Source organism: Bifidobacterium sp. LH_230, assembly GCF_056357555.1.
Genome location: NZ_JBKEWJ010000010.1, coordinates 78,506 through 104,932 on the forward strand (window position 1 = coordinate 78,506; position 26,427 = coordinate 104,932).

17 protein-coding genes and 1 tRNA gene are annotated in these 26,427 nt (G+C 64.2%); 9 read left to right on the plus strand and 9 right to left on the minus strand.

Annotated features, from left to right (window positions below):
• Positions 1-41 precede the first annotated feature (41 nt).
• The 4 genes from AC1A0G_RS06440 to pgm all read right to left on the minus strand — a co-directional run bounded on the left by AC1A0G_RS06440 (position 42) and on the right by pgm (position 6,789).
• Positions 42-1,337 (minus strand): ribonuclease H family protein, encoded by a 1,296-nt coding sequence (locus AC1A0G_RS06440; RefSeq protein ID WP_476528379.1) that lies wholly within the window; start codon positions 1,335-1,337, stop codon positions 42-44.
• Positions 1,338-2,109: 772 nt separating this feature from the next.
• Positions 2,110-3,438 (minus strand): AAA family ATPase, encoded by a 1,329-nt coding sequence (locus AC1A0G_RS06445; RefSeq protein WP_476528380.1) that lies wholly within the window; start codon positions 3,436-3,438, stop codon positions 2,110-2,112.
• Between the two features lie 6 nt (positions 3,439-3,444).
• The gene (gene pnuC / locus AC1A0G_RS06450; RefSeq protein ID WP_476528381.1) at positions 3,445-4,266 is read right to left on the minus strand and encodes a nicotinamide riboside transporter PnuC; all 822 of its coding nucleotides are present in this window, start codon (positions 4,264-4,266) and stop codon (positions 3,445-3,447) included.
• Between the two features lie 849 nt (positions 4,267-5,115).
• The gene (gene pgm, locus AC1A0G_RS06455; RefSeq protein WP_476528382.1) at positions 5,116-6,789 is read right to left on the minus strand and encodes a phosphoglucomutase (alpha-D-glucose-1,6-bisphosphate-dependent); all 1,674 of its coding nucleotides are present in this window, start codon (positions 6,787-6,789) and stop codon (positions 5,116-5,118) included.
• 359 nt (positions 6,790-7,148) lie between these two features.
• Here pgm and AC1A0G_RS06460 point away from each other — a divergent pair, with 359 nt between their 5' ends.
• From AC1A0G_RS06460 to ptsP, 4 genes are read left to right on the plus strand one after another with little or no spacing between them, the layout of a single operon-like run.
• A complete protein-coding gene (locus AC1A0G_RS06460) occupies positions 7,149-9,233 on the plus strand; it encodes a glucose PTS transporter subunit IIA (RefSeq protein ID WP_476528383.1) in 2,085 nt (694 codons plus the stop codon).
• 27 nt (positions 9,234-9,260) lie between these two features.
• The gene (locus AC1A0G_RS06465; protein WP_476528384.1) at positions 9,261-10,106 is read left to right on the plus strand and encodes a PRD domain-containing protein; all 846 of its coding nucleotides are present in this window, start codon (positions 9,261-9,263) and stop codon (positions 10,104-10,106) included.
• Positions 10,107-10,150: 44 nt separating this feature from the next.
• A complete protein-coding gene (locus tag AC1A0G_RS06470; protein ID WP_163231186.1) occupies positions 10,151-10,423 on the plus strand; it encodes an HPr family phosphocarrier protein in 273 nt (90 codons plus the stop codon).
• Positions 10,424-10,479: 56 nt separating this feature from the next.
• The gene (gene ptsP / locus AC1A0G_RS06475; protein WP_476528385.1) at positions 10,480-12,171 is read left to right on the plus strand and encodes a phosphoenolpyruvate--protein phosphotransferase; all 1,692 of its coding nucleotides are present in this window, start codon (positions 10,480-10,482) and stop codon (positions 12,169-12,171) included.
• 436 nt (positions 12,172-12,607) lie between these two features.
• Here ptsP and AC1A0G_RS06480 read toward each other — a convergent pair whose 3' ends face one another.
• On the minus strand, positions 12,608-13,735 hold the full coding sequence (locus tag AC1A0G_RS06480; RefSeq protein WP_476528386.1) for a diacylglycerol/lipid kinase family protein: 1,128 nt from the start codon (positions 13,733-13,735) through the stop codon (positions 12,608-12,610).
• 199 nt (positions 13,736-13,934) lie between these two features.
• Between AC1A0G_RS06480 and serS the strand changes: the two genes are divergently transcribed.
• The 3 genes from serS to AC1A0G_RS06495 all read left to right on the plus strand — a co-directional run bounded on the left by serS (position 13,935) and on the right by AC1A0G_RS06495 (position 16,466).
• Positions 13,935-15,221 carry a serine--tRNA ligase gene (serS, locus tag AC1A0G_RS06485; RefSeq protein ID WP_476528387.1) on the plus strand — a complete coding sequence of 429 codons (1,287 nt, stop codon included), beginning with the start codon at positions 13,935-13,937 and terminating at the stop codon, positions 15,219-15,221.
• A gap of 406 nt (positions 15,222-15,627) precedes the next feature.
• A tRNA-Ser gene (locus AC1A0G_RS06490) sits at positions 15,628-15,712 on the plus strand.
• A 52-nt stretch (positions 15,713-15,764) separates the two neighbouring features.
• Entirely contained in the window at positions 15,765-16,466 is a 702-nt protein-coding gene (locus AC1A0G_RS06495; protein WP_476528388.1) for an HAD family hydrolase, read from the plus strand.
• A 347-nt stretch (positions 16,467-16,813) separates the two neighbouring features.
• Here AC1A0G_RS06495 and AC1A0G_RS06500 read toward each other — a convergent pair whose 3' ends face one another.
• Positions 16,814-17,515, minus strand: a complete 702-nt coding sequence (locus AC1A0G_RS06500; protein ID WP_476528389.1) for a LuxR C-terminal-related transcriptional regulator — start codon at positions 17,513-17,515, stop codon at positions 16,814-16,816.
• Positions 17,516-17,622: 107 nt separating this feature from the next.
• Entirely contained in the window at positions 17,623-19,080 is a 1,458-nt protein-coding gene (locus tag AC1A0G_RS06505) for an ATP-binding protein (protein ID WP_476528390.1), read from the minus strand.
• Between the two features lie 242 nt (positions 19,081-19,322).
• On the opposite strand from AC1A0G_RS06505, the gene AC1A0G_RS06510 reads away from it, so the two are divergent.
• Both AC1A0G_RS06510 and AC1A0G_RS06515 read left to right on the plus strand, forming a co-directional pair.
• Positions 19,323-21,494: a PspC domain-containing protein gene (locus tag AC1A0G_RS06510; protein WP_476528391.1), complete on the plus strand. Its 2,172-nt coding sequence runs from the start codon at positions 19,323-19,325 to the stop codon at positions 21,492-21,494.
• Between the two features lie 21 nt (positions 21,495-21,515).
• Positions 21,516-22,685, plus strand: a complete 1,170-nt coding sequence (locus tag AC1A0G_RS06515; RefSeq protein ID WP_476528392.1) for a hypothetical protein — start codon at positions 21,516-21,518, stop codon at positions 22,683-22,685.
• A gap of 319 nt (positions 22,686-23,004) precedes the next feature.
• Here the strand turns inward: AC1A0G_RS06515 and AC1A0G_RS06520 are convergent, their stop codons facing one another.
• Positions 23,005-23,622, minus strand: a complete 618-nt coding sequence (locus AC1A0G_RS06520) for a DUF4125 family protein (RefSeq protein WP_476528393.1) — start codon at positions 23,620-23,622, stop codon at positions 23,005-23,007.
• 188 nt (positions 23,623-23,810) lie between these two features.
• Positions 23,811-25,973 (minus strand): DUF4037 domain-containing protein, encoded by a 2,163-nt coding sequence (locus AC1A0G_RS06525; RefSeq protein WP_476528394.1) that lies wholly within the window; start codon positions 25,971-25,973, stop codon positions 23,811-23,813.
• Between the last annotated feature and the right edge of the window lie 454 nt (positions 25,974-26,427).

Genomic DNA, 26,427 nt, shown 5'->3' on the forward strand with positions numbered 1-26,427 from the left:
GTTGACAGGCGGTTCGTCCGGTAGATCATGTCCGGCGCGGCCTACTGCCGCACCAAAAACGGCGCGCTGTCGATCGTGATCGTGCCGTCGCCGTTCACGTAGCCGTCGATCATGACGTAGCCGCTGATCATGCGCGGCTGGCCGTCGTACGTCGGGCTGGACGACGGCGGGGGAGTGAACCTTAGCGTGCCGGACACCGCAAGCCCCGACGGGCGTGACTGCTGCGGCAGTGACGACTGCGCGACGGGCTGTGACGACGGTGCTGCGGATGACTGCGGTTGCGAGGATGGCTGCGTGGGTTGCGTCATCAGCGATATCAATGATTGTACTGACTGACATTCCGACGACTGGGACGATGCGGTCTGTGCCGCGGACGGCTGTTGCGAAGATGGCTCAGCCGACGGTGCGGATGACAACGATGGCGTCGATGAGTCGGGAAGATTTCTCGACTCGCTGCGCTCGCTCGAAATGACAGTAGAGGAGGAGCTGCGCTCGCTCGAAATGACAGTGGGGGAGCCGATCTCGTCTGGGATGGTGGAGAAGGCTCCGATGGCGGATTCAGCGCCGTTATCTCGACTGAATCCGGCCCGTTCACTGTTATCTCGCCCGAAGTCGTCAGCGCTTCGTTCATTGTCATTCCGACCGGAGCGAAGCGGAGCGGAGAAATCTTCCGACCCGAACTGTCCGCCGAGTCCGGCCGCATCGCCGCCGTCTCCCGAATCCTCGCCGCGGCCCAAATGGTAGTCCTTCGCGGAAATCAGCCCGTCCATCAGCATTCGCGCGTCGGCCGGCACATTCGTGCCTTTCGCGTACTCGGACGCCAGCAGCGACTCCCATCCTTCCTTCGGCAGGTAGCCGTCACGCACCCCCGAGCGGCAGTCTCCTGCATACGTTCGCGCAAGCTCGTCGACCTTCTCGTTGCCGGCGTTGCCCGCGTGACCCTTGACCCACACGAACTTCACCGATCCGGCCCGCCGAGACAGTTCCGCGTCGATCGCCTTGATCAGCGCCGCGTTCTTCACCGGCTTCTTCTGCGCATTCTTCCAGCCGTTCTTCTTCCAGCCGTGCACCCACTTGGTCGAACAGTTGATCGCATACTGCGAATCCGTCTCAATCACCAGCGGTTCGGAGCCGGGGTGCGCGCGTAGCGCCTCGAGCACCGCGCACAACTCGCCGATCTGGTTCGTGCCGTTCGTCGCGCCGCCCGCATCGCAGTCGCCGCCGTGCTCGTGGCCGTGCCGTCCGCCCGCGTGCGCCTCATGATCGGCCCACGCCCAACCCATAGGGCCGTTCGGGTTGCCCAGCGCTGACCCGTCAGTGGAAACAGTGATAGTCATACTGCGCTCGCTTTCTGGCCAACCCGAACGGCCCCTTCGCGGGCGCCTGTAGCGCGCCCGCTCACTTCGCCTACGAACAGTCCACCGGACTGTTCGCTTAACGGCTCAGCATTCGGGTTGCCCAGCGCTGACCCGTCAGTGGAAACAGTGATAGTCATACGATCACCCTAACGCAAGGGGTCGTTTCCGTGATCTGTTGGCTACCGCAGTGCCGTTGCTATCCGAAACATCACGCCGGCGCCTTTGTTCCCGTGATGTTCCGGATAGCAACGGATCGGTACTATCCGGAACATCACGCAAATCAAGCCCTTGCGTGACATTTGGGATAGTACCGCCCGACTACTAGCGGAATTGTCACGCGAGCCGACCCGTTTGCGTGACAATTCTGCTAGTACGGGATAGGCGCTATCCGAAACATCACGCCGGCGCCCTCTCTTCCGTGATATTTCGGATAGGAATGGTCTGCTGCTATCCGAAACATCACGCAAGGGGCTTGATTTCCGTGACATTTGGGATAGCAGGGGATGGATATTAGCGGAAATATCACGGAAGTCATCTCACTGCAGCGCGGCCGAGTCCTCATTGCGTGACAATTCTGCTAGCAAGAGGTGAGCGCTATCCCGAACATCACGCAAACGGGGCCACTCGCGTGATGTTCGAGATAGCAAGGGAGGGATACTGGCAAAAACATCACGCCAGCATCGTCGCCGCCGTGATGTTTGAGCCAGCATGGGCCGCTAATAGCCCGAATACCACGCAAGTCAGGTGACGATTACCCGAGCATCGCCCGCGGCGCGAAGCCGGTGCGCTCGCCGATCACGCGGATCGCATGCGCGTCGCGCTCGGCGAACGTGCGGTCGTCCAGCATGACGACCCGGTCCGCGTACGGCGACTCGCCCAGCACCTTCATCAGCGTCTCATGGAACTTGTACCGGTCCGACGCCCACTGCATCGCGCGGAACCCGTCGTCCACGTACTCGGTGACGGGCGGGATCACGAGCACCAGATCGGGCCGCTCCTGCCGAATCACCATGTCGAACGTCGAGTCGAGCCGCGCGGCCTCCTCGGGCGGCAGGTACCGCTCCACGTAGGTTTTGGTCACCATCGCGTCGGTGTCGAGGAAGACGATGCCATGGTTCGCGTCCGAGGCAAGCGCCTGCTCGTTCTGCGCGAATTTGCTCAGGACGAGCCGCTGGTAGTCGAACGCGGTCAGCTCGTCGTCGTCCACGTTGCGCGCCTCCTCGAACTCGCGCGCGTATTCGACGGCGATCGGTGCGTCGAACAGCTTCGACAGTCGCGTGACCATCGTGGTCTTGCCGACCGACGCGCTGCCGACGACGAGCACGACGGTCGTGAACTCACGGCGGAACGTGTGGTTGATGGCCGACCAGTACTTGCGATCGTGCGGCGCGGCGCAGATCGCGCGCTGCAGTTCGTCGGAGCCGGGGATGAAGTCGCCGATCAGCCAACGGTCGTGTTCCGCGGCGGTTGGGTTGGGTGTGGAGTCGGCAGGATCGGCTGCGGTTCGCTCGATGATGTCGGACTGATCGCTGCCGTCGCTACTGATCGGCGTGGCCGCCGGCTGCTGCGTGGCGTCCGCGCCGGACTGTCGGTCTGCGGCCGGCCATGCGTTGCGCAAGGTGCGGTCGACGGCGGTGATGTCGGTGACGATCGTGAACGTGGGGCGGGCGGCGAGCGACGCCGGCGCGACGGCCGATCGTGCGACGTCCTTGAGCTGCTTGATCCATGCCGGCGCGTCCGCGGCGATGTCCGCGGATAGCCCGGCGGTCTGACTGTTGGATTGGTCGTTGGATTGGTCGTTGTCCCAGATGAGTTTCTTCGGGCTGATGGCCGGATCGTCGTTGAACGCCTCGCGCAGGTAGCGCAAGCGGTTGCGCGCGCTCATGCCGGTCAGCGAGTCGAGACCGATGCCGTCGGCCGGGTCGGGGCGCGATGCGAGCACGAGGATCACGCCGTCGTAGTTCGATGCGAGCGAGTAGATGCGCTGTTCGAGGCCGGCGTGCAGCGGGCTGAACCGGCTGACGACGACCGCGAAACGCGAGCCGGCGAGCGGCGCGGTGGTGAGATTGCAGCTGGGCATCGCGGGTCAGGCCTTCGCGACGACCGGCTGGACGGACTGTGCGGAAGCCGTGGCGGCAACGCTGTCCTTGTGGAACCACACCCACGTGCCGTAGAAGCCGTTGACGAGCATGACGACCTGCAGCACGAACATCGACATCGCGCCCGGGCCGCCGGCGGCGAGCTGGTTCCACCAGATGACGACCTTGATGACGTCGAGCAGCAGCCACGCGATCCACTGCGAACGATAGCCGTACGTCATCAGCACCTGGCCGATGATGCCGAGCGGCAGCAGCGTACCGTCAAGCCAGATCTGCACGCCGCCGGTCGCGTGCGACGTGAACACGACGATCAGATACACGGCGACGGTGAATACGATCGCAAGCAGACCCTGCCACCACGTGATGTTGCGGGCCTTGACCTCGGCCGAACCGACGGATTCGCTTTTGCCGCTCGTGGGGGCGTCGGCATTGCGCTGGCGGTCGAGCTGACGCTGCCAGACGTACACGCCGACGAACTGCATGACGACGTAGAAGATCTGGGAGAAGATGTCGCCGACGAGGTGGTTCATGACGGCGACCCACAGCCACGTCGCGCAGCCGAGGAAGCCCCACAGATAGTTGGTCAGGCGGCCGCGGTCGACGAGGATGAGGTTGAAGACGATGCAGATGCCGGAGATCAGTCCGATCCAGTCGGCGGCGGTGTAGGAGCCGGTGAAGACGAACGAGATGATCTGCGCGAGCAGCATCGCGCCGATCAGGGTGAATTCGCCCGGTTTGAAGTCGAGTAGTTCGCGCACGACGCGCTGCGGATCGACGGCGTTCTTGATGCCGTTCATAAGATCGTTCATGATTCTTCCTCTTCTTGACATGGACCGGCTGGCTTGGTGCCATCGGTCGCTCTGAACGATTGCTGACCGCTACGCTATACCTAGATATAGTCATTGTGACTATAAGTCGTCCGGACTGTGGAAGAGGAGCGGCATCGTGCTGCGCGCGATGCCGCGTTACTCGCGGCGCGAAGCGCCGCTAACAAAAGGTATCGTGCTGAGCACGATGCCGCATTATTGGCGGCTTCGCCGCAGTACCCCAACCCGGCGCTGCGCGCCACCCTCCCCTAACAGGGGAGGGAAAGAACGGCCGATCAGAGTCTTCGTCGACATGAAGATCTCCTCCCCTCCTGAGAAGTTAGCCTTTCCCCCTCTTAGGGGAGGGTGCCCGGCGAGGGCTGGACGGGTTGGGGTACTGCGGCGCGAAAGCGCCGCCAACAAAAAAGGAATCGTGCTGCGCACGATGCGGTGCTGGTGCACAGACTGGCGTCTGCGCGGTATCCCACCCGTCAGCTTCGCTGCAACCCTCCCCTGAAAAGGGGAGGGAGAGGTCGACACATTTCCCTCCCCTCTTAGGGGAGGGTGGCGCGCAGCGCCGGGGTGGGGTACCGCGGCGAAGCCGCCAACGACAGCGCGGATGAAGTCCGTCCGTAACCGCAGGACGAGCATCCGGCGAAGGCCGGGCGGGTTGGGGCACCCGCGGCGAAGCCGCCAGCAACACGGCATCACGCAAAGCGTGATGCCGCATCACGGCGACGATCATGCATCGCACCGAACAAAAAGGCTGGTTGTGCAGCACGAAATCATTCGTGCCGCACAACCAGCCTTCCGAATCAGATATGCTCTGGAAATCTCAGCTCAGTCGAACGCTCAGGCCAGCGCCTTGTCGACGACCTCTTCGGCTTCCTTGAGCACCTTGTCGAGCGCCTCCGGCGACTCGAACGACTCGGCGTACACCTTGTAGATGTTCTCGGTGCCGGACGGACGAGCCGCGAACCAGTTGTCCTTGGTGGTGACCTTCAGGCCGCCGATCTTGGCGTGGTTGCCCGGCGCCTCGGTCAGCTTGGCGGTGATGTCCTCGCCCGCGAGCTGCGTGGCGGTCACGTCGTCGCCGGTGAGCTTGGCGAACTTCTGCTTCTGCTCGAACGTGGTCGGCGTGTCGACGCGCTTGTACCAAGACTCGCCGAAGCGAGCGACCTGATCCTGGTGCAGCTGGGCCGGGTTCTTGCCGGTCTTGGCGGTGATCTCGGCGGCCAGCAGGTCGGGGATCAGGCCGTCCTTGTCGGTGGTCCAGATGCGGCCGTCCTTGCGCAGGAAGCTCATGCCGGAGCTCTCCTCGCCGCCGAACGCGACCTCGCCGGTGAACAGCGGGTCGACGAACCACTTGAAGCCGACCGGCACCTCGAGCACCTTCGCGCCGATCGACGCGGCCACGCGGTCGATCAGGGACGAGGAGACGAGCGTCTTGCCGACGGCCGCGCCTTCCGGCCAGCCCGGACGGTTGCCGCCGAACAGGTATTCGACGCACACGGCGATGTAGTGGTTCGGGTTCATCACGCCCCAGTCAGGGCAGACGATGCCGTGACGGTCGGCGTCCGGGTCGGTGCCGCCGACGAGGTCGTACTTGCTCCACGCGCCGGCGTTGAGCTCATCCACGAGGCCCTTCATAGCGTACGGCGAGCTCGGGTCCATGCGGATCTTGCCGTCGTGGTCGATGGTCATGAAGCGCCACGTCGGGTCGACCTCGGGGCGCACGACGCCGATGTTCAGGCCGTACTTCTCGTTGATGAGCGGCCAGTAGTTCACGGACGCGCCGCCGAGCGGGTCGATGCCCAGGCGCACGCCGGAGTTGCGGATCGCGTCGAAGTCGATCACGTTGCCGAGGTCGGAGACGTAGTGGTCGCGGAAGTCGAAGCCCTCGACGTACTCGGACTTGATGGCCTCCTCGTACGGCACGCGCTTGACGTTCTTGTAGTCGCCGAGCAGCTCGTTGGCGCGCGCGGCGATCGCGTTCGTCACGTCGGCCGGGGCCGGGCCGCCGGTGACCGGGTCGTACTTGAAGCCGCCGTCGGTGGGCGGGTTGTGGCTCGGGGTGACGACGATGCCGTCGGCGAGGCCGTCGCCGGTGAAGCGCTGGGTGCCGTCGGCCGCGCGGTTGTGCGTCAGGATCGCCTGGGAGACGACCGGGGTCGGCACGAAGTCGCCGCGCGAGTCGATGCGCACGTGCACGCCGTTGGCGACGAGCACCTCGATGGCGGTCTTCTTGGCCGGCTCGGACAGCGCGTGCGTGTCGGCTCCGAGGTACAGCGGGCCGGTGACGCCGGCCTTCTTGCGGTATTCGGCGATGGCCTGGGAGATGGCGACGATGTGGGCCTCGTTGAACGAGGTCTTCAGGGACGATCCGCGGTGGCCGGAGGTGCCGAAGACGACGCGCTGCTCGGGGACGGACGGATCGGGGACGAGGTCGTAGTACTTGCCGATGACTTCGTCGACGTTGATCAGATCAGCTGGGGTGGCGGGAAGACCCGCATTTGTTGCTACCATAAGCCCTATTGTGCCACGGCCTCACGTCCATGCAAACCTTTGCATCCATCGTGCAGGCAACCGGAGTGTTAATTTCTGTCATATTTTGTGCTCAGTTGCGCGCGCTCGTTGACGGTGCGGGTATTATTGACAACTCGGTCAATAAGACACACCGAAGTTTGCGTTTGAGTTAACGTCGGTTATATATTGACTCATGAACTTCTACTTTTGCAGGGTTGCAAGTCACACAAGACGCAAGACCTGAGGCATGTGCCATACGCATATCCATGCGTGCGGTGCGTGTCTCGGGTCTTTTTTGTTGCTGGCGGCTCTGCGAGGGCGGAGAGCATACCAGAAAAAAATCCAAGGAAGGAAAGAAGATGGCCGATTCCACTGAATCGCAGATCATCAAGCTCGTTGGTGGTCCAGGCAACATCAAGAGCCTGACCCACTGCGCGACCCGTCTGCGTTTTGAACTCGTCGACGCGAGCAAGGCCGATCAGAAAGGTCTGGACGGGCTCAAGGGCGTGCTCGGTGTGGTGCCGCAGAGCGGTGATCGTCTGCAGGTCGTCATCGGAGGTCAGGTCGCCTCGGTGTACGACGATATCATGCACCTGCCGGAAATGGCGAACATCGGAGCGAAGGTCAGCTCCGGCAACGGCCAGATGTCCAATGCCGAACTCAAGGCAGCGGAACGTAAGAAGGGCATTCGCGGCAAGGTCGCTTGGCTTGACTCGTTCTTCGAGTACCTGGCCGACTCGTTCCGCCCGATCTTGGGCGTCCTGCTCGGCGCGTCCATCATCATCGCGCTCGTCAACCTGTTCATTTCGCTGAAGGTCATTCCGAACGACACCGCTACCACCGGCCTCGTGTTCATTCAGGCCATCTGGAAGGGCGTGTTCTACTTCCTGCCGATCATGGTCGCCTACAACGCCGCCAAGAAGCTCAAGGTCGACCCGTGGCTCGGCGGCGCGATCATGGGCATGCTCATGACCCCGCAGTTCGCGTCCCTGTCCGACACCAAGACGTGGGGTGACGCCGTCAAGTGCGTCGAGAACACCACGCTGGGCACCTCGTCCTGCACCGCCACCGTCTTCGGTCTGCCGATGCAGCTGTCCGACTACTCCGGCAACGTGTTTGTCCCGCTGCTGATGGCTGCCGTGCTCGCCCTCGTCTACCACGGGCTCAAGAAGGTCATCCCGGACAGCATCCAGCTGGTCTTCCTGCCGTTCTTCTGCATGATCATCGTCGGCGCTCTTACCGCGTTCCTCATCGGCCCGATCGGTGTGTGGGCCGGCAACGGTCTCGGCGTGCTCCTCGCTTGGATGAACGGCCACGCTCCGTTCATCTTCGCCATCGCGATCCCGCTGCTCTACCCGTTCCTCGTCCCGCTCGGCCTGCACTGGCCGCTCAACGCTCTGATGATCATGAACATCAATTCGATGGGCTACGACTTCATCCAGGGCCCGATGGGCGTGTGGAACTTCGCTTGCTTCGGTGCCACCGCCGGCGTGCTCTTCCTCTCCATCCGTGACAAGGATCGCGAAATGCGCCAGACCGCTATCGGCGCCCTTGCCGCAGGCCTCCTCGGTGGCGTTTCCGAGCCGTCCCTCTACGGCATCCACCTGCGTTACAAGCTGGTCTACAAGCGCATGCTCATCGGCTGTGGCGTCGGCGGTGTCGTGATCGCCGTCATGGGCTGGCTGTTCCCGTCCGTCGTCGCCTCCGGCCAGACCGTGCACGGCGTGACCACCACCGCGTTCGCGTTCACCTCGCTGCTGACCATCCCGGTCTTCAACCAGATGTGGGTCTACGCTGTGTCCATCGCCGTCGCGTTCTGCGTCTCCATGTTCCTGATCATCACCCTCGACTACCGTACCCCGGAGCAGAAGGCCGAAGTTCTCGCTGAGGCCGCTCAGGAAGAGGCCGACCGTAAGCTCGAGGCTCAGGCTGCCGCCCCGGCTCCGGCCGCGACCGCCGCTGCCGAGGCCCCGGCCGTTCCGGCCGAGCCGACCAAGGAAGTCGTCGCTCCGTGCTCCGGCCACGTCATCACCCTCGAGGAGACCGGCGACGCGGTGTTCGCGTCCAAGGCCCTCGGCGAAGGCGTCGCGGTCGTGCCGAGCGAATCCCAGATCAAGGCCCCGGTGTCGGGTACACTGAAGACTGTGGCCAAGACCGGCCATGCGTACGGCATCAAGACCGATGACGGCGTCGAGGTCCTGGTTCACATCGGTATTGACACCGTGCAGATGAACGGCGACGGCTTTGACGTGGTCGTCACCAAGGGTCAGCGCGTGAACGCTGGCGACCTGTTGGCCACCGTCGATTTCGACAAGGTCAAGGCCGCCGGTTACTCCACCGCCACCATCATCGCCGTGACCAATACCAAGAAGATGGCTTCGGTCACCCCGCTCGCGGGCAAGGATGTCACGACTGGCGATCCGGTGATCGAGGTCGAACACTGACCTGCCGGTTGCAAGTGATGGGGTGCCATGGAGATACTTCGAGTATTCAACAACAACGTCGTCCTCGCCAAGGATGACGATGGCAGCGAAGTGATCCTCACCGGCCGCGGCTTGGGATTCCAAGCCCGGCCGGGGCGCCCCGTCGATTCCTCCAAGATCGTCCGCAAGTTCGTTCCGGCCGACGGCCGTGACCCCGACCACCTTGCGCAGATGCTGTCGGACATTCCGCCCGAGATCATCCGTATCGTGATCGACGCCATGCGCGACGCGGGAATGAGCGAACAGGACATCGCCAGCACGACGCTGGTCATGGCACTGGCCGATCACGTGGCCGGTGCCATTTCGCGCGTCACGCAAGGCATCAAAGTCGTCTATCCGTTGCTCGGCGAGGTACGCAACCTGTATCCGCAGGAATATGCGCAAGGCTGTGCGCTGCTGGCCGCGATCAACAAGCGGCTCGGCTCGATACAGCTGCCCGACGGCGAGGAGACGGCGCTCGCGCTGCACCTCGTCAACTCAGGCTTCCTGACCGGCGACCTGTCGTACACGTACACGATGACCGGCGTGATCCAGCAGATGCTCGACATCATCGAGCAGAGCTACGGCATCACGCTCGATCAGGGATCGGTCAGCGTGGGGCGGTTCATCACCCACCTGCGCTACCTGTTCGTCCGCATCCACCAGCACAAGCAGCTGGAGCGCGAACCCGAGCCGATCGTCAACGCGATCCGCGAATCCTATCCGGAAGCGTTGCACTGCGCGATGACGATCGCCTCCGTGCTCGAACTGCGACTCGGTGCCGACATCAGCGACGACGAGATCGCGTACCTCACGCTGCACGTGGCGCGAGTCACGAACCAGCTCAAACACTGAGCATCAAACTGTCCATATAACCAAACAACTGAAAGGAAACCATCATGATCACCCGTACCGCAGTCATCGGAGCCTCCGTCGGTCTTCATGCCCGTCCCGCCGCCCTGTTCGCGCAGGCCGTCGACGACAAGGGCATCGACGTCACCCTGTCCTTCGACGGCGAAGAGGCGGATGCCGCCAGCGCCCTCGAAATCATGACCCTCGGTGTCAAGGGCGGTGACACCGTCACCCTGACCTGCGAGGAGGACGGCCCGGAAGCCGAAGCCGCGATGGACGAGCTCGCCGAGATGCTGACCCGCGATCTCGACGCCGAGTGAGCCGTCCGATTCGATTCGATAGGCTGACGTTTCTTCTTATCTAGGAGCATCACAATATGGCAAGTGAACACAAGATTCTGCACGGCATCGGCGTGTGCGCCGGTACCGCATCCGGCCCGCTGGCGCTCGTGCGCGAGGCGCCGGGCGTGGACGAGCACGAACCCGCCTGCACCGATCCGGCCGCCGACGCCGAGCGCGTCAAGGCCGCGATGGAAGCGGTCGTGGCCAGCCTCAAGGCCCGCGCCGAGAAGGCCACGTCCGACAAGTCCCGCGCCGTGCTCGAAGCCACCGCGCAGCTCGCCGGCGACCGCGGCCTCGCCAAGGCCATCACCAAGCGCCTCAAGGCCGGAGACGGCGTGACCCACGCCGTGTACAACGCGGTCGAAGGCTACGCCGAAATGCTCAAGAAGCTCGGCGGCTACATGGCCGAACGCGTCACCGACCTGCACGACGTGCGCAACCGCACGATCTGCGAGCTGCGTGGTCTGCCCGCGCCGGGCGTGCCGGACATCACCACCCCGGTCGTGCTCGTCGCCCGTGACCTTGCCCCGGCCGAAACCGCCACGCTCAGCCCGGAGACCGTGCTCGGCGTCATCACCGAAGAAGGCGGCCCGACCAGCCACACCGCCATCCTCGCGGCCCAGCTCGGCATTCCGGCGGCCGTCAAGGTCTCCGGCGTGACCGCCGCCGTGGCCGAAGGCGACACGATCGCCCTCGACGGCGGCGTCGGCGAGGTCATCGTCTCCCCGACCGAGGAGGAGGCCGACCAGCTGGCCGAACGCTCCCGTCGTCGCGCCGCCGCACTCGCCGGTTCCAGCGGCGAAGGCAGCACCCGAGACGGCTTCAAGGTCAAGCTGCTCGCCAACATCGGCACGGTGGCCGACGCCGAGGCCGCCGCCAAGTTCGACCTCGAAGGCTCCGGCCTGTTCCGCACCGAGTTCCTGTTCCTCGGCCGCGAAACCGCTCCGACCCTCGAAGAGCAGACCGACACCTACACCAAGGTGCTGCAGGCGTTCGGCGACCGTCGTGTCGTCGTGCGTACGCTCGACGCGGGTGCCGACAAGCCGCTCGCCTTCGCCAACCTCGGCGAGGAGGAGAACCCGGCCCTCGGCGTGCGCGGTCTGCGTCTGAGCCAGCGTCGCGAGGACCTGCTCGACACGCAGCTGCAGGCGCTCGCCAACGCGTACGAGGCCACCCACGGTGACCTGTGGGTCATGGCCCCGATGGTCGCCACCGTGGAGGAAGCCGAATGGTTCGCCAACAAGGTGCGCGCGCTCGGCCTGCCGAAGGTCGGCGTGATGATCGAGGTGCCCGCCGCCGCTATCCGCTCCGCGCAGGTGCTGTCCGTCGTGGACTTCGCCTCGCTCGGCACGAACGACCTCGCGCAGTACACGATGGCCGCCGACCGACTCAAGGGCGAACTGGCCAACCTGCTCACCCCGTGGCAGCCGGCCGTGCTCAACATGATCAAGGCCGCGTGCGACGGTGGCAAGGCCACCGGCAAGTACGTGGGCGTGTGCGGCGAGGCTGGCGGCGATCCGCTGCTGGCGCTCGTGCTCGCCGGCCTTGGCGTGCAGTCGCTGTCGATGGCCCCGAAGAAGGTCAACGCCGTGCGTGCCGCCCTGCGTCTGCACGACATGTCGACCTGCCAGCAGATGGCCGCTTACGCGGTCAACGCGCGTACCGCCGCCGACGCTCGCGCCGCGGTGATCGCACTGGCCGACCCGATGCTGCTCGATCTGCTCTGATCGATCGAGTGAGTTTCGTCTGATCCGGCAGGCTGTTCGCCTATCTTGTGCCTGCCGGATCGTCCTTCTTTATGCGTGTGCCCCCGTTTTCCGGATTCGGAAAGCGGGGGCACACGCATATTTGGGATATTGGCGGGGTGAAAAGAAGGGATCGCGCTTTGCGCGATGCTGTGTTTATTTGCGACACTTACGTGCCGCGTACCCCAACCCGCCCGGCCTGCGCCGGGCACCCTCCCCTAAAAGGGGAGGGAAACGTGTCGCCGTCACGCGGCGATCGGCCGTATAGACTCCTCTGAGGGGTTTGCCCCTTTCCCTCCCCTCTCAGGGGAGGGTGTCAGCGAAGCTGACGGGTGGGGTACCGCGGCACGTCAGTGCCGCCAATAACGCAGCATCGCGCGAAAGCGCGATACCACCCTCAGCTGTTACCAGCTGTCAACTAGTCCCGAATCGGCGGGATGATGCCGGTGGCGGAGAAGTCCGGGTCGACCTCCGGCACGCGCACGCACAGCGCCTTGCGCTCCACATCGAAGCGGATGTGCTGCGTCTCGGGCAGCATGTCGCCGTCCACCTGCGCCGGAACCGGCTTCTCCAGCGTGATCTCGGCGCTCACGCCCTGGATGTTATCGATCGTGGAACTGACCGACAGCGGACTCGAACCGGACTTGCCGGTGATCGTCTGGTGCACCACGTCACCGAACAGATTCGCCCATCCCAAGATACCGCCCGACGTGTCGATGATCTCGAAATCGAGGATGCCGTCGTCGTACAGCGCCTCCGGCATCAGCGAGAACATCGGAATCTGGCCGCAGTTGCCGGCCATGAACGTGCGGAACTGCAATCCCTGGATCGTATGCGAACTGCCGTCCGCGCTGCGGATCGTCACCGTGCCGCGGAACTTCGGAATGAACAGGTTCTTCACGCCGGACACGAAGTACGCGAGCCAGCTGATGTTCTTCTTGAGTTCGGGATCGGTGTCGTCGATCATCACCGCATCGAATCCGATGCCCGCGATGATCAGGAACGCATGGCCGTGATCGGTGTCCGGATCGTCGAGCAGCGTTAGTCGGCCCACGTCGACGTGCCGCGAGCCGTGCGAGGTCGCCACCGACAGCGCCGCGTCGATATCGTCCACCGGAATGCCCATATTGCGGGCGAACAGGTTGCCCGTGCCGATCGGGATGATGCCCATCGCATGCCCGGTGCCGGCCATCGCGCTCGCCACCGTGCGCACCGTGCCGTCGCCGCCGACCGCGACGACCACGTCCGCGCCGTTCGCCAGCGCCTCCTTCGCGCACGCGCGACCGTCCTTGTCGAGCTGCGTTTCGATGAACTCGACTTCCCTCAGCCCCTTCTCCTTGCAGAACTGCTTGATGTGCCGCTTGCGTTCCTTCGCCTGCGGCTTGGACGGGTTGACGATGAACGCGTAATGCACCTGATCGTCATTGCGCTGGTCGATGCGTTCGGCAAGCCGGCGTCTGCGGTAGGCCCGGACCGCGAGCAGTGCGGCCGCGGCGATGGCGGCGATGCCGATGATGACTGCGAGAACGATGACGACTGTAGGCATACCTTACATTCTCTCCACAACCCGCGAACAATTCGGCCGCGACACGGCGAAACTCAACGATTCCTGCACGTTCGCCGCATAGCGCGGTCGCGACGGCGGATACGGATCGGCGACCGGCGGTGTCCCGTCGGCCGTATCAACGGCCACGTGAAGCATGCAAGCCGCCCCGCGTGTCGGCTTACGGCGGTAGGCTGAGCCTATGCTTGATATTCAATTCATTCGTGAACATGCCGACGTGGTCAAGGAATCGCAGCGCAAGCGCGGCGAATCCGTCGAACTCGTCGACGAAGTGCTCAAGTCCGACGAGACGCGTCGCACCGCGCTCAAGGAGTTCGAGGAAGCCCGCGCCCAGCAGAAGGAGATCGGCAAGAAGGTCGCCGCCGCCCCGGCCGACGAGAAGGCCGCGCTCATCGCGCAGACCAAGGATCTCGCCGCCAAGGTCGCCGAATACAAGGCCACCGCGGACGCCGCAGCCGAGGAATACACCACCGCCATGTGGAAGCTCTCGAACATCGTCGAACCGGAGGCTCCGGAAGGCGGCGAGGACGACTACGTGGTCGTCAAGAAGGTCGGCCAGATCCGCGACTTCGCGGCCGAAGGCTTCGAGCCGAAAGACCACCTGACCCTCGGCACCGGCGTGGCCGGCATCGACATGCGCCGCGGCGTCAAGGTCGGCGGCTCCCGCTTCTACTTCCTGCGCGGCGCGGTCGCCCGCATGCAGATCGCCATGCTCACCATGGCCGTCGATCAGGCCGAGAAGCACGGTTTCGTGCTCGCCATCACCCCGACGCTCGTGCGTCCTGAGGTCATGGCCGGCACCGGCTTCCTCAACGCGCACGCCGACGAGATCTACCGTCTGCGCGAGCCCGACGACCAGTACCTCGTCGGCACATCCGAAGTGGCGCTCGCCGGCATGCACGAGAACGAGATCCTCGACCTGTCCAACGGCCCGCTGCGCTACTGCGGCTGGTCGTCCTGCTACCGCCGCGAGGCCGGTGCCGCCGGCAAGGACACCTCCGGCATCATCCGCGTGCACCAGTTCGACAAGGTGGAGATGTTCGTCTACACCAAGCAGGAGGACTCCTACGCCGAGCACCAGCACCTGCTGAGCATGGAAGAGGAGATGCTGGCCAAGGTCGAGGTGCCGTACCGCATCATCGACACCGCCGCCGGCGATCTCGGCTCCTCCGCCGCCCGCAAGTTCGACACCGAGGCGTGGATTCCGACCCAGGGCCGCTACCGTGAGCTGACCTCCACCTCGAACTGCACCGAGTACCAGGCCCGCCGCCTCAACATCCGCGAACGCACCGAGGACGGCTCGACCCGCCCGGTATCGACGCTGAACGGCACGCTGGCCACCACCCGCTGGCTCGTCGCGATCCTCGAGAACCACCAGCAGAAGGACGGCTCCATCGAGATCCCGCAGGCCATGCGTCCGTACATGGGCGGCAAGGAGGTCATCGAGCCGACCAAGTGGGAAGCCTGATTTCATCAGGCTTGCTGTATCCTGCGTCGCGCACGGCCGCTGTCGCTGTGCGCGGCTACGAACAGTCCACTGGACTGTTCGTCCCGTGGGAAGCCTGATTTCGCTGTTCTCGGCCCCCTCGGCTAGGACATTGCCGTTAAGCAAACAGTGGAACTGTTTGTAGGCAATGTGCGAGCCGACAGGCGAGCCAGCAAGAAGTCAGCCGTAAGGCTGTCCGTAATTGCGGACGGCTGTCAGCGAAGCTGACTGAGGGAGCGTCAAAGCTAAAGCGCGCTCATCTTCCAACGGCTGAAAGAACCAAGTGGCCGATAAGTCGATGATATGTCAGCACACAATCCCACTGACCACCCCCGCTGTATAATTGAACATCGTGCGTATTCGCGGCCTTGCCGCATAGCGCACGCAAGGACAGGTGTCTGAGCGGCCTAAAGAGACGGTCTTGAAAACCGTTGTGGGGCAACCCACCGCGAGTTCGAATCTCGCCCTGTCCGCCTTACGAAGGGTTCCGGCAATGCCGGAACCCTTTTTGCATACGCTGGTCGTATGAGCGAATTGACTGGGATGACAACTGCGCCGGGCAGATCGGGCACCGCGGCAGTGAGGGAGCGTCCGTCCTATACCGACGTGATCTTCGACTACTGCGACGTGCTGCTGGACTGGCGTCCTCGGCTCGCGCTGGACGCACTGTATCCGTCCGGCGTATTGGACATGTTCTTCGATCGCGCGACCGAGTACGGGTTCTGGCATTACGACGTGCTGTCCGATCTCGGCTGGAGCGAGGACCGGATCATTGACGACTATGCGGCCCATCATCGGAATGATTCGTCGATGCTTGGACCGTCGTCCGCAACGATCTTCCGCGACTATTTCAGCCGTCAGCAGCTCGCGCTGTACGACATGGTCGACGGTATGCCCACGCTGCTGCACGATCTGAACGCGGCCGGCGTGCGGCTGTGGGGACTGACGAACTTCACCGCGAAGTTCGTGCACGCCGCGCACCGCAAATTCCCGTGGCTCGCCCTGCTGCACGACACGGTCATCTCGTCCGAGGAGCGCATCCACAAGCCCGACCCGGAGATCTACCGCCGTGCGATCGCGCGGTTCGGCGTGGACCCGGCGACCGCCGCGTTCGTGGACGACAAGGCCCGCAACGCCGACGCCGCCACCGCCGTCGGTCTCACCGGCATCCAGTTCCTCAGCGCCGCCCAGGCACGAAAGCGCCTGTGGCAAGCGGCTGAGTTGTGATTGATCGGCTAGTGTGGCCGGACATGAGTCCGTAGTTGTCCCTCCGGATGATGGCCATACTAGCCAAAATGTCACGCATCGGCCTCCATAGCGTGATATTTCCGCTGGCATCGGCCTGTTGCTATCACGAATGTCACGCAAACCAGTCGTTTTGCGTGACATTCGTGATAGCATCCCTCCGCTAGTGAGGGAAATATCACGCAGACAGGTTCTTAGCGTGGTGTTTGTGCTAGCACTCGCCGGCTGCTATCACGAATATCACGCAAAAGAGCGGGGCTGAGTCGGGATGGACGGATGTGGACTCAGTTGTGGTCGTGTAGGGAGGGCGACAACGGTCGCGGCATGGATCACACGATGCGACGGTCGGCGGCCCAGCGGGTGAGTTCGGTGCGGTTGGACAGCTGGAGCTTGCGCAGCACCGAACTGACGTGCGTTTCGACGGTTTTGATCGAGATGAACAGCTCGGCCGCGACCTCCTTGTACGTGTAGCCGCGGGCGATGAGCCGCATCACCTCCTGCTCGCGGGCCGACAGCCGGTCGAGTTCCTCGTCGTGCCCGCCGTTCGCAACACCGGCAGCGCCGGAAGAACCGCCGACCGGCACACCCTGGAACGCGGACAGCACGAATCCCGCCAGTTTCGGGGAGAACACGGCATACCCCTCGTGCACCTGCCGAATCGAATTGATGAGATCCTCGCCGGTGATCGTCTTGGTCACATACCCGCGTGCTCCCGCGCGGATCACCGAGCCGACATCCTGCGGCGAATCGGACACCGACAGCGCCAGAAACGCCGAATGGGGCGAATAGGCGAGCGACTTGGCGAGAATCTCCGCACCGCCGCCGCCCTCGCCGCCCGGCACATGCACGTCGAGCAGCACCACATCCGGCTTGGTCGCCGCGATCATCGCCACCGAACCCTCCACGTCCGGCGCCTGACCGACGATCGTGAAATACGGCTGCAACGTCGCGATCACGCCCGCACGGAACATCTCGTGATCGTCGACCACGGCCACGCGAATCGGCGCGGCATCCTGCTTCAGGTCCTCCATCACACTCTCCTTAATCTCACGTCGTCCTGCATCGTGCGGTTCACGTGCGGTTCCGCAGTCAACCCGCCGAACTGCGGGCCACCATCCGTCGTGCGTATCATGCGGCGTCACGCGACGTTTTCCGCGGCCGCGATCGGCATGTGCATGCGTACCTCGGTGCCCCAGCCCGGCCTCGACACGATCTCCACCGTACCACCGCGCCGGCGGATGCGGCCGATGATCGACTCGCGGATGCCAAGCCGTCCCTCGGGAATCGCGTTCACGTCGAATCCGTCGCCGTGATCGCGCACGAACACCTCAACCTGACTCGCGCCGGCCTCGCAGTAGACGGACACCGGCTCGCCGCCGTGCATGACCGCGTTGACCAGCGCCTGTGCGGTCGCGTCGAGCAGCGCGTCGGTCTGCGCGCTCGGCTGCGCGTCGCCCACGGTGACCACTTCGATCGGCTTGCCATGCTCGTCCTCGACGCGTGCGGCGATGTCCTTGATGCCGGCGCTGACCGACCGGTCGGTGGTGGTGCGCTCCTGATACAGCCATTCGCGCAGTTCGCGTTCCTGCTGGCGGGCCAATGTGAATACGGTTGCAGGTTCCTTGCTGTGCAGCTGGATCAGCGCCAACGTTTGCAACACGCCGTCATGCAGGTGCGCGGTCATATCGGCACGCTCCTCCTCACGCTCCTTCAACGCACGCTCGGTGCCCAGCTCGCGGATCAGCGAACTGATCCATGGCACGATCGCGAAACAGACCGCAACCAGCAGCAGGAACCCGGCAAGAATGATCCGGCGCGGCGACGCGCCCCAGCCGGGAATCGCAGCGTTCATCACGAACACCGCATACGCGACGAACAGCAGCGCCACACTGCCCAACATCGACCACAGCTGGCCGCTGGACGCGTTGTATTGCAGCCATGCGACGCCGATGCCGGCCAGTGCGAGCAGGATCGGCAGAATCAGGCCCGATTCGACGCCGCCGAGCGAGAGCAGCACGGCGACGGCGATGCTGGCCATGCCGACGAGCGCGACCAAGGCCGGTTTGGGGGCGCGGCGCAGCGCTTCGGCGAGGCTTTCGGAGGTGCCGTAGGCCGCGGCGGCACCGGACTCGGCGGCGGTTCCGTCAGCTTGCGAGGAGCTGCTATATGGCTCGTTCGGTGTGCGGCCGACTGTGGAATCATCCGAATCAGCCGTGGTGCCGTCCGTGAAACTCCCTGTGGTGCCGTCCGTGAAACTACCCGTGAAACCGTCTGTGAAACTACCCGTGAAAACTGTCGGTCCGGGAACGGCGTTGCCGCGCGACAGCGGTGCCTGCGCAACGGATTGCGCCCGGGCGGCCGCCGCGATCACCGGATCACCCACCGGCACGAACAGCCACAAAAACAGATACGCTGCGGCCCCGGCCCCGAAAAAACACGTCGCGACAAGAAACACGAGCCGCACCAGCCATACGGGCGCACCCAGATGCAGCGCCACGCCACGGCACACGCCGCACAGCATGCGCCCGCGCTTCGGCCGCATCAGCGGCAAGCGCCGGTCGTGGTTCGGCTGCTGCGAAGACTGAGGTTGCGCCATCGTCGTATACGTTGGCGATGCATAGGTTCGCGCGTACCGATCGCCATCATGCACGGCACGATCCGACGCCGCGGCCGGTCGCGACGATGACTGCGGCCGCATCCGCGGGGGAGTCTCAGGTTGGGTCATGCTTCCATTGTGCCGCCTGACAGGGAACGTACGGGGTCGTACACGTAATGTTCAGGGGAGAATCAGGGTGTTCCCGGACAGCATCGGCGCGCGCGGACTGCTGTAATGGAACCATGAGCAATTCGTATGGTCCCTATGCTCCGCAGAATGACGGAGCCAATCAGCAGCAGCCTGGCGCACGCGGAAACGCCGCACCGGGCGCCGTGCCCGGCGGCAACTCGACGTACGGCGCCGCGGGTCACGCATACTCCGGCAACGGGTCCGGCCAGCAGCCGTATGACAATCAGCAATCCGGCCCGTACGCCGGTCAGCAGTGGCAATCAGGCCCGTCGCCCGCCAATCCGTACGATCCGGCCTCGTACCCGTACGTCAGTCCCGGCACCGGTCGTACGGGCAATACCGCCGCGAAGTTCTTTGCGTGGATACGTCGCAGCGGCATCACCCGATCCGACGATCGCTGGGTCGGCGGCGTGTGCGGCGGACTGGCCCGGTATTTCAACATCAGCCCGGTGCTGATGCGTGCGATCATGATCGCGGCCGTGCTGTGCGGCGGATTCGGCGCGGCGTTCTACGCGTTCGCATGGTTCCTGCTGCCGGACGGGCGCACCGGCGAGATCTTGGGCGAGCGACTGATCGCCGGCGACTGGGACTGGGCATGCCTCGGCGTGATCCTGTGCGCGCTGATCGGCTTGGGATTCCCCGGTTCCGGTCTCTTCCTGACGGCCGCGGCCGCCGCGGTGCTGTGGCTGATCATCGAACGCGAACTGCGACGCCAGCGCGGATACGGTGCCGGCGGGCGCGGCAATGCGGGCGGCAATCCCGGCGGCGGCCGTCCGTACGGCGGCGGTTTCGGCGGTCCGCAGCCATACGGTCCGCAGCAGTATGGCCAGCCAGGCGCGTCGAACGTACCCCCGTACCGATCCGCGAACGGCGCCGTACCACCATTCGGCGCATATCCTGCAGGATCGTCGTCCGCCCCATCGCAGCCGGCGCAATGGGCGTCGCCGAACGGCCACGCCTATCCGCAGTCGCCGACCTCCGCGGTGCCGGGCAGTCAACCGAACGGGCAGCCAAGCAGTCAGCCAGGAGGCCAGCCAATCCCGCAGTCCAATCCGTTCACGACTGCGGCATCCGGCTCGTCATCCGCATTCGGCAACCCGTTCATGTCTCCGTCCGCTCATGCCGCATCGTCCGCCTCGCCGGCCGCATCCGCACCCATGCCGCCGTCCGGCAGCCCGACCCGGCCGATGACCTCCCCATACCGCGCGCCGCAACCCAAGCCGCGCCCGGTCATCGCACGACGCAAGCCGGCCGGCCCGGTCATCGTCACGGTGGTCCTCGGACTGTCCTGCATCTTCGCGGCCATCGCGCTGTACACGACGAACAGCTACACGCTCACCTCGCTGATCAAGTCCTCGACCCTGTGGATCGGCGCGACCTGCGTGCTCATCGGCCTGGTCATCCTCGTACTCGGCATCCGCGGCCGTCGCGCCGGCGGACTCGTGCCGCTCGCATGGCTCGCCGGCATCACCGCCGCGTGCATCCTCGCCGTCAACTTCGCCTATGCATACATCGACGCTCGCTACAACGACATCTCCCGGTCGTACGAGGTCGTCGACGTCCACGGATATACCGACTACGACGGCACGATCAAGTACTCCGGCAACGACAATCTCGACCGTGACAGCGCACAGTTCACGCACCTGAGCGACGGCGTCGTCTTCGCCGGCACCAACTACGACAACGATCTCGCGCACATCGATCTCACCGACTACGCGCGCCGGCCGAAACGGCTCGTCACACTGCACAACGGCACCACCGTGCGCACGAACTGCCCGAGCGGCACCATCCATCTCGCCGCATCGCAGACGAGGGTCGTCATCACGCTGCCCACCGGTTGCCCGTTCGCATTCGGCAACGACGACATGTCCACGTTCGGCGGCAACTCGTACGGCGGGCGATATGCGGCGCTGATCGGCACGCAGGGTGATGGCATCAACTTCGGCAACTCCACGTTCTCGCAGCAGTCGTATATGGACGGGGACGCGCGCGGCAACGACGGCCGGTCCGCGATCGCCGCGCTGAACGACGCGAACGGAGCGGACGCGCCGGCCTGGCTGCGCGACTACGACTACTACCCGGACGACGGCGAGGAACTGTTCATCGACGTGCAATACCTGTTGAGCGGGCGCGTGTTCGTGCGCTACCCGGCGCAGACCGTGGGCGACAACGCCGACCTGTTCGGCAAGTCCGCGGCCGCCGACGACAACCGAGAGAACGACTGATCAGCTACGTAAGGAGTAATGATGACGGACGAACAGGACGGCAAGACGATGCCGTTGACCACGCCGCTGCCGGTCGTGGACGGGAACGCTGCGAACAGTGCGGCTGACGCGGGCGACGCCGGTGACGTGAAGACGACGGTGCTGCCGGCTGCCGTGGATGCGGGGCAAGCGGATACGGTCGCGTTGCCGGTGACGACGGATGATGCAGCCACGTCGGTATTGCCGGTGGGAGATTCCCGGGATTCCGGGGTTTCCGGGGATTCCCGGGATGCGGCCACCGCGGCGATGCCGGCCATGCGAGACGGTGCCGGCGAGACGGCGAATGCGACCACGATGGTGCTGACCACGGTTGCCGACACGTCGAGCACTGCGGTGATGGACGCGATTGACGCTGACGGCACGGCAGATCCGGGTGAAAAGGCGCGGACTGAGGATGATCCGCTGCATCTGAGCGATGTCGCGGATATCGAACCGATCGAGGCCACTCGGGCGACCTATGTGGGCGGCGTCGCATCAGGTGCGGCGGCGAATGCGAATGATGCGCGCGGAGACGGCGAATTTGCCACTGCTGCCTCCGGTGATTCCGCGGCGAATGGTGCAAGTTCTGCGAGCGAGTCTGAAGCCATTGGAGTGGAAGACGGGGCTGACGGGTGGAATCGTCGTGTAGCCGTGAACGGAGCGTCATCGATTCCGCTGTATACTGCGGCCCGATCGGGCGGCGACTCTGCGCAGCATGAATCGCGGGATGCCGAGGCGGCCAAGGTATCGGGCGAGATGCCTGGAACGTCTGATATGGGCGGGGCGACAGGTGATACCGTCGGCTCGGGCGTGGGAGGACCTTCTCAATCGCCGTCCGACGGCCATCCGTCCGTGCCGGTGTTCGGCGGTCCGGTGTCTCCGGCCGCTCCGGGTGCCTCGGACGCCTCTGCGGTGGTGCTCAAGACCGGACCAAGCTCGGCTACGATCACGCTGGGCGTGTGCGTACTGGCGCTGGGCGTGGTCAGTGTGCTGCTTGGAGCGTATTTCCCGCTGGGATGGGTCGTGCAGTCGTGGGCGCTGGACCCGCGCATCGCCGCCGCGATCATGTTCGCCGGCTTCGGTGGCGTGCTGGTGGCGGTGTCGGTGATCTGGTCTCTCGCCAAAATGCTGCACAGCCGCAAACAGGGCAACAAGTCGCGCACCAAGCAGTGAACGTTTGCTGAAACTTGGATTCGGACGGCGGTTTGACGATCGAGAGGCTGATTTTCGGCCGTGCAGAGGTCAGTTTGACGATCGAGAGGCTGGTGCAGCTGCATATTATGGCCGGATAGCCCCGTTTTCTGCCGATCATGTATCAACAGGCAGCGTGTTGTACGCGTTGTTAGCCTCTCGATCGTCAAACCGACCTCGATGAAGTCAAGAATCAGCCTCTCGATCGTCAAACTGCTGTTACATGAGCAGCCTGATCGAGTAACACTCAACGCCGGAGCCTGAAGAATGTGATGCACATGGTCGTATGACACCGTTGACGTTATTGAACGGCCTCGGCCTGAGCGAGATCGTCGAAGCCGCCGAGCCGCACGGTGGCGAGAATCGTCTCTTCGGTGAGGTTGCGGCCGGCGGCCCGATAATCGGCGACCATCCGCCCATACAGGCCAAGCGTCGCCGCGGAATACGTGCCCAGTTCGCCGCGCAGATACGTTTCGAACGAGGTGGCTTCCGGCGTATCCTCCGCGGTGGTGAGCACGCGCATCGCCCGGCCGAGTTTCGGCCAGCGCTCGCGGAAATCCCTTGCCCACTCGACCTGAATGGCGATGATCCGCTCTTGTTCGGCGATGCGCGCAACGGAGAGCCGCGGAATGTACGGTTCGATGTTCGCACGGTATTCGGCCGGTGCGGTGGAGGCCATCATACGACCGTACTTCTCGGTGACGAGGTTGCGGCCGGTGCGATCGGCCTCGATCAGATCGTTGAGGTAGCTGTCGAGCAGCGGCTCGGGCCAGGTGAGGAACTGGCTGGTGCGCATCTGATTGAACACCGGCCAGTTGCCTTGGCATGCGGCGCGCCCGCCCTCGTTGTTCGTACGCTGGAACTGGTCCCATTCGCGGCGGACGATTCGTTCGATCAGCGGCGAGGTGGCATCGGTCATGATGATCTCCGTTTGGTTCTGGAAAGCTCTGTTGGTCAATGACGCTGTCATTTCGACCGAGCGCAGCGAGCGGAGAAATCTTCTGATGGGCCAGTGGCTTTGGAAGATTTCTCGACTCGGCTGCGCCTCGCTCGAAATGACAAGGGGGAGGCAGCTACGCCTCGGTTGAAATGACGGGAATAGAGGCGTTAGAGGCTGTGCAGACAGGCTGCAGGGCTTTGAATATGTTCCTCGACGTAGGGACGCTGCCATTCGAGGAACGTTTTGTCACTGCGGGTCAGTCCCTCCGCCTTCAGCTCGGCCACGACCTCGGCGCAGATATGCTCGATGGTCTGCTCGACCTGCGCCACAGCCGGGGCCGCGCCCTTGCCGCCTTCGCCGAAGCCCGCTCCGCCGTAGCAGGCCGCGGAACTCAGGCGCAGCAGCGTCTCCAACTGGCCGCACACATCGGGCAGCTTGGTCGCCATGCGTGCGCTCAGGCGGCGCAACGCCGCGAACCGCCACTTGTAATACGGTGCGTATCCTACCGTTACCGGGTTGTTCAACAGGAACACGAGCGAACCCGCCGCCTGTACGAACTCGCTGATCGCCATCCATGCGGCCGCGCCGTCGCCGCGCTCCAGCATGCGTGGCACGTTATACTGACCGGCCTGCGCCATCATGCCCAATCGGCGCGAGACCAGCGACAATCGCACATCATCCGGCATGAACGTGAATCCCTGCCGAACGGCCGAAAACGCACCCAGCGGATCAGCGAACACCGCGCCGTTCGTCGCGGCGGCCAGCGTGGACTCGTCCAGCATCAGCCATTCATGCGGACGGTCCTCGGCCGGAGCCTTGCGATAGCCGGTGATCGACTCGAAGAAATCGCCGATTGAGAACACGCCGTCGCGTCGGCCCGCGCCCGAGCTTGCGGCCCGCGGCGTGGTCGTTGCGGCGTCGGACCGCGTGTAGCCCATGAACTCGCGCGGCAACGCGTCGTAATCGGCCTGCAGCTGCGCGCCGATCGCCGCGTAATCCTCGTCGGTCAGCCACAGGCAGAAGCGCGGGCCGAAATCGTGATCCTGCGAGATCGCGTCGTCAAAGCCATAACATTCCGAACCGTGCCCGACCAGGCCGGCGGCGATGCGGCCCTGATACTGCGGGTATTTCGCGGCGATCATCGGCTTGCCGACCTCCTGCCAGTACGCACGTGCCAGCTTAAGACCGGACATGCGTGGTCGGGTGGAGACGTTCTGGTCGGAGCGAGATGCCGTTCCATTGTCATTTCGACCGGAACGCAGCGGAGTGGAGAAATCGTTCCGATCCGATGACCCTGCCGTATCGGAATCCTGCGCGTCCCGGGAGGATGGATTTCTCGACTCGCTGCGCTCGCTCGAAATGACAGCGGAAGAGTCCTCGTCAACTTCGACCCCGGCCTGACGCGCCGCATCCTCGGCCTGGCGCAGGTTCGCTTCGGTGACGTGGTAGTAGTCGGTGTTGCGTCCGTAACATTCGTCGATCACGGCCAGCGCCTGCCGGTACAGGTCCACGGCACGTCCGAAATCGCCCGCCGCGAACCGTACCTGCGCGTATCCGGCCAGTGCCGATGCGTAATGCGCGCTGTGTTCGAGATGGCCGTTGCGGTAGATCTCCAGCGCGCGGGCCGCATGCCGGTCGGCCTCGTCAGTCTTGTTCTCTGCCAGCAGCACAAGCGCGAGATTCGTGTTCGTGGACGCGATGTCGAGATCGGCATCCGCGTTCGGACTGGACTCTTCGAGGATGCGCAGCGCTTCGCGCAACTCGGCTTCGGCCTTGTCGTTGCGGTTCGTTTCGCTGTAGACCATCGACAGGTTATTGTGCAGCGCGGCGAAGCGACGGTCGGTGGGAGAGAGGGTGCGCGTGGCGGAATCGAACGCCATATGGTACAGGTCCTCGGCCTGATCGTAGTTGCCGGCCGCGCGCTGGCCGGTGGCCGCGTTGATGAGCGTGGTCGTCCACGCGTCGGTGCCTTCGATCCCCATTTTCGCGGCGAGTTCCAGCGCCCGCTGGATGATCCACTGGTTTTCCTTGTGCTTGCCTTGCGAACGGTAGAAGCCCATCGTCTCGTTGAGCACGGTGAGCAGACCGGCATCGTCGCCGGCGTTTTCCGCGTCCACGGCGGCCTGTTCGAGATACGGCCCGGCCTTGGTGGCGGCTTCGTGCGCATCGAAGATCGCGTCCAACCCGGCGAGGAACCTGTTCACGTCAAAGGTGGCCGTCTGGTCGTCGGCGCTTTCAGTGGGAGCGTCGACGCCGGTATCGGAATCGTCGGTTGTGTTCTCGAATCCGCCGAACGCTTCCAGTCGCTTGAGCAGTTCGTCGTCGTCCATTCGCAAGCCTCCTCGCCGCCGGTATGATCGTCTCCAGTGTACGTGCAGGTGGGGCGAATAGGGCTGCGGTCCGCTGTGAGGTTGATAACAGCGGGCGCATATTCGGCTTTTCGCAAATGTTGAGGCAGATATCGGCGGCTGCGCGGGTCGATCGGCAAACCCTGAGGCAGCCGGAGCATCCGTCAGGCCTGTTCAGACCTCTTAATGGTCTCTTTTCCGTAGTGTTGTCGTTCGACGACTGCCTCAGGGTTTACGAATCGACTCGGGGAAATCGGCAAAACTGCCTCAAGGTTTGCGAAAGAGACAGAGAGCGGGGGGGGGCATGGCATACGCGCCGGATGGGCGGATTCTAGTGGTGGTTGCAACACCCGTGTTGCTGGTTGATTTGGTTGTGTGATCGTATCATGCCTCGTTGATCAGGTCGAGGATGGCTTCGGACGGTTTCCTGAATCCG

Excerpts from the sequence above, each read along its gene's own strand:
- AC1A0G_RS06520 (WP_476528393.1), bottom strand. The coding sequence starts at position 23,622 with ATGACCGATGCCACCTCGCCGCTGATCGAACGAATCGTCCGCCGCGAA.
- AC1A0G_RS06470 (WP_163231186.1), top strand. The coding sequence starts at position 10,151 with ATGATCACCCGTACCGCAGTCATCGGAGCCTCCGTCGGTCTTCATGCC.
- AC1A0G_RS06480 (WP_476528386.1), bottom strand. The coding sequence starts at position 13,735 with ATGCCTACAGTCGTCATCGTTCTCGCAGTCATCATCGGCATCGCCGCC.
- pnuC (WP_476528381.1), bottom strand. The coding sequence starts at position 4,266 with ATGAACGATCTTATGAACGGCATCAAGAACGCCGTCGATCCGCAGCGC.
- AC1A0G_RS06500 (WP_476528389.1), bottom strand. The coding sequence starts at position 17,515 with ATGGAGGACCTGAAGCAGGATGCCGCGCCGATTCGCGTGGCCGTGGTC.
- ptsP (WP_476528385.1), top strand. The coding sequence starts at position 10,480 with ATGGCAAGTGAACACAAGATTCTGCACGGCATCGGCGTGTGCGCCGGT.
- AC1A0G_RS06460 (WP_476528383.1), top strand. The coding sequence starts at position 7,149 with ATGGCCGATTCCACTGAATCGCAGATCATCAAGCTCGTTGGTGGTCCA.
- AC1A0G_RS06445 (WP_476528380.1), bottom strand. The coding sequence starts at position 3,438 with ATGCCCAGCTGCAATCTCACCACCGCGCCGCTCGCCGGCTCGCGTTTC.
- AC1A0G_RS06515 (WP_476528392.1), top strand. The coding sequence starts at position 21,516 with ATGACGGACGAACAGGACGGCAAGACGATGCCGTTGACCACGCCGCTG.
- AC1A0G_RS06465 (WP_476528384.1), top strand. The coding sequence starts at position 9,261 with ATGGAGATACTTCGAGTATTCAACAACAACGTCGTCCTCGCCAAGGAT.
- AC1A0G_RS06510 (WP_476528391.1), top strand. The coding sequence starts at position 19,323 with ATGAGCAATTCGTATGGTCCCTATGCTCCGCAGAATGACGGAGCCAAT.
- serS (WP_476528387.1), top strand. The coding sequence starts at position 13,935 with ATGCTTGATATTCAATTCATTCGTGAACATGCCGACGTGGTCAAGGAA.
- AC1A0G_RS06440 (WP_476528379.1), bottom strand. The coding sequence starts at position 1,337 with ATGACTATCACTGTTTCCACTGACGGGTCAGCGCTGGGCAACCCGAAC.
- AC1A0G_RS06505 (WP_476528390.1), bottom strand. The coding sequence starts at position 19,080 with ATGGCGCAACCTCAGTCTTCGCAGCAGCCGAACCACGACCGGCGCTTG.
- AC1A0G_RS06525 (WP_476528394.1), bottom strand. The coding sequence starts at position 25,973 with ATGGACGACGACGAACTGCTCAAGCGACTGGAAGCGTTCGGCGGATTC.
- pgm (WP_476528382.1), bottom strand. The coding sequence starts at position 6,789 with ATGGTAGCAACAAATGCGGGTCTTCCCGCCACCCCAGCTGATCTGATC.
- AC1A0G_RS06495 (WP_476528388.1), top strand. The coding sequence starts at position 15,765 with ATGAGCGAATTGACTGGGATGACAACTGCGCCGGGCAGATCGGGCACC.